The following is a 2,873-nucleotide window of genomic DNA, read 5'->3' as shown; positions in this document are numbered from 1 at the left end:
CATTTCCTCGTCGTTTTGATCGACGAAAGCGACCTGGAATTGTCCACGCTCGCTTCGAGCGGTGAGCAGGTGATAGGCGCCGCCATAACAATCATGGGGGCGACGATCAAATCGTTGCGCGCGAGTTGCGACAAAACCAGGTCGACAGCCGCCATGCCTGACGACACAACGACAGCGCCGGATCCGCCTTCAAGTTTCGCCAGCGTGTCCGCCAGCATTTCACGAGTAGGATTGGCTGCGCGCGAATAATCGTGGGCGCGCTTTTGTTCGAAACCGGCGAAAGTGAAGGTGCTGGATAGCACGATCGGCGGCGTGACCGCGCCGAATGCGGCATCGGCGGCGACGCCGTTGGCCGCCGCGATCGTTTCTGGATTTTTCGGTTTCGACATGACGGTCGAGCTCATTGTTTGGCTTCAGCTAACAGGACGTGTGGCAAAGGAATTCTGTTCACCTGCCACGAATCCCGCAATGGATGAAAGTTTGCGGAGGCGCAAAGTTTTATCGTTGCCGCGGCGCAAACATTGACCATGCCGATTGGCGTTTTTTTGCTCGTAACGAGGCAGGCGATGACAGATTTGGATGTGCAGGAATTGAATTTTGGTGAAATGCCCATCGGCGAAATTGCGGTGCAGTTTCCGGGCGCCACCGCTATTTTCCGCGAGAACAAACTCGACTATTGCTGCGGCGGCGCGATTTCACTCGCCGGCGCCGTCCAAAGACGCGGGATCGCGCTTGCCGACGTCGAGCGGCAGCTCGCCCAACTGATACCGCAGCAGACCGACCTTCCAGACAATTCCAAAGGGATCATCGATCTCATTATTTCCCGTTATCACGACACGCATCGGCGCGAGTTGCCCGAACTCATCCAGTTGGCGCGGCGCGTCGAACGCGTACATTCGGAACATCCGGAAGCTCCAACAGGATTGGCTGATTTTCTCGCGCAAATGGAAGCCGACCTCGGTTCGCATATGGAGAAGGAGGAGTTGGTTCTCTTTCCGATGTTTCGCGCGGGGCATCCAATGGTCAGCGCCCCGATCGCCGCGATGCAAGCCGAGCACGTGGATCACGGTCAAACTCTGGAGGATCTGGCGGCGCTCACCCACGACATCCAGCCGCCCCAGGGCGCCTGCGGTTCCTGGCGGGCGCTTTATTCTGGCCTGCGCAAGCTTTCCAATGATCTGATCGATCATATCCATATCGAAAACAACATTCTGTTCCCGCGCTTCAACGGCTGAGCATTCAAAAAACAACTGCGCCGCCGCATTCAGTCGTGCGGCAGCCGGACACGGGTGCGCCGACGAAAGGTTCAAAAGTGGAGCTACGGCGTCAAGAATCAGAGCCGAAAAACAATGAAAAGCGAATCGCATTATGGCGAAGTATGGCTCAATCGGACGAGTGCGTCGTCGAGCGCGCCGCCCGTGAAGTGAAACGACAGCAGAGCAGTTTCGCCGTGCTTTTCGACGACGTCAGCGTCCAGAAAGGCCAAAAAACACGCCGGGTTTTCGGACGTGTCGCCAAAACGCAGGCGATCGCCGGCATCCACCCTTTCCGCAGGATGAATGCGCGCGCGCCATGCGTCTTCGCTAACTTTCGTGATAAGAGTCACTTCCACTCTGATCGAAGTTTTGTGCCGGATCCGAATGCCGGTGAGGCGACGGGAGGTTGTCACATGCCGGCTCCATATTGATGACCAGCCTGGTCGTAGGCGTCGACGCCTTGATTATTTCGTTGGGGGCAGGCGCGGACATTTATCGGCGTTGTGAAATCTTTCGTTGCGGCTGCGCAACGTCTTTGGGAAATGGCCCCCACAAATTCCGATGGGTGAGATTTCCATAGAAGGTGGGGCGCTGTTGCCTGGGGGGGGCCCAGCGGAATAAATCCGACTCAGTCGCCCTCGTTCTCCGCCCTTGCCGCGACGACACCAGGCTGCGTAGACTAAAGGAACCATGCGCACCAGCCAGACGACCAGTTTTACGGGCGGCGCTGATCGGAATGTGATCGGCAACGAAGGAAAAAGACATGGCCGAGATTAAGATTGACAAGGAGGACGATGGTGGCCGAGGTCGCTATGTTGCTCGTGCTTCAGGCAATGATGCCGCGGCCGAGCTGACCTTCACGCGCTCCGGTCCGGGACTTATCAGCGCTGATCATACTATCGCCCCCGAAAGCCTAAGGGGAACTGGCGCGGCGGCAGCGCTGGTTGACTTTTTGATCGCCGACGCGAGAGCTATGGGCTTCCAGATCACCCCGCACTGCTCTTATGTCCGTTCGCGCTATGAGAGGCATCCAGAATGGCAAGACGTAATGACCGTCGCGCCAGGCAAAATGCCACCGACCGGGCATTAAGCACGCATCCTTGCACAAAGCGCTGTCGCTTCTCCAACGGCCACTCTCCCGCGAACTCACAGCGATTCCAAAGCGGCTCCGCGGCTCACGTGAACCGGCACGATTACAAGTCTTCGGCCTTCAGCGGGGCAGGTCGGGGGCGTTAGGACTCCCTCCGTGGCATTCCCCCGGACAAAACGCGGGTTCCATACGAAAATTTTTATACCTCATCGCCAGTGAATTCGCCCTTTGAGCAACATTGAATCGGTTCCACGGCGGCCAAGGCTGCTCTTTGTCGAGATATGACGACGCCAGTAAGTAAGCGCGAGAACGATTTTACCTCGCCATCGATTGGCTTAATTGAACGACCGCTTTTTGAAGAAGGCTCGGATTGCCAGCTCCAACGGCGAATTTCCGGTTGTGGCGGATTCCGTTGAAAAACTCAGCGGTTCAGCGACTTCGCTCCGATTTGGAGACGTTTTCAAGATTGGAGGGCTGACGCCCTGTCGTATGGCGGCGGCCACGTCGCCGCGTTATCGGCGGCCTAT

General features: G+C 57.4%; 4 protein-coding genes and 1 pseudogene. 3 read left to right on the top strand and 2 right to left on the bottom strand.

All coding sequences use genetic code 11. From position 1 onward, the window contains the following. Positions 1-389: pseudogene (locus tag ACLP2E_RS17380) on the bottom strand (PLP-dependent transferase); the annotation flags it as partial. A 177-nt stretch (positions 390-566) separates the two neighbouring features. On the opposite strand from ACLP2E_RS17380, the gene ytfE reads away from it, so the two are divergent. After that, the gene (ytfE, locus tag ACLP2E_RS17375; protein ID WP_442466654.1) at positions 567-1,235 is read left to right on the top strand and encodes an iron-sulfur cluster repair protein YtfE; all 669 of its coding nucleotides are present in this window, start codon (positions 567-569) and stop codon (positions 1,233-1,235) included. Between the two features lie 131 nt (positions 1,236-1,366). On the opposite strand, the gene ACLP2E_RS17370 is transcribed toward ytfE, so the two are convergent. After that, a complete protein-coding gene (locus tag ACLP2E_RS17370) occupies positions 1,367-1,669 on the bottom strand; it encodes a hypothetical protein (RefSeq protein WP_442463529.1) in 303 nt (100 codons plus the stop codon). Between the two features lie 350 nt (positions 1,670-2,019). Between ACLP2E_RS17370 and ACLP2E_RS17365 the strand changes: the two genes are divergently transcribed. Then, positions 2,020-2,346, top strand: coding sequence for a GNAT family N-acetyltransferase (locus ACLP2E_RS17365; RefSeq protein WP_442463528.1), 327 nt, complete (start codon positions 2,020-2,022; stop codon positions 2,344-2,346). 339 nt (positions 2,347-2,685) lie between these two features. After that, a partial coding sequence (locus ACLP2E_RS17360) for a hypothetical protein (protein ID WP_442463527.1) occupies positions 2,686-2,873 on the top strand: 188 nt, incomplete at its 3' end.

The sequence above is a fragment of the Rhodoblastus sp. genome, from assembly GCF_052145335.1.
In the GTDB taxonomy this organism is placed as follows: domain Bacteria; phylum Pseudomonadota; class Alphaproteobacteria; order Rhizobiales; family Beijerinckiaceae; genus Rhodoblastus.
The sequence above is the reverse complement of the archived record's forward strand: the minus strand, read 5'-3'. Positions and strand labels throughout refer to the sequence as shown.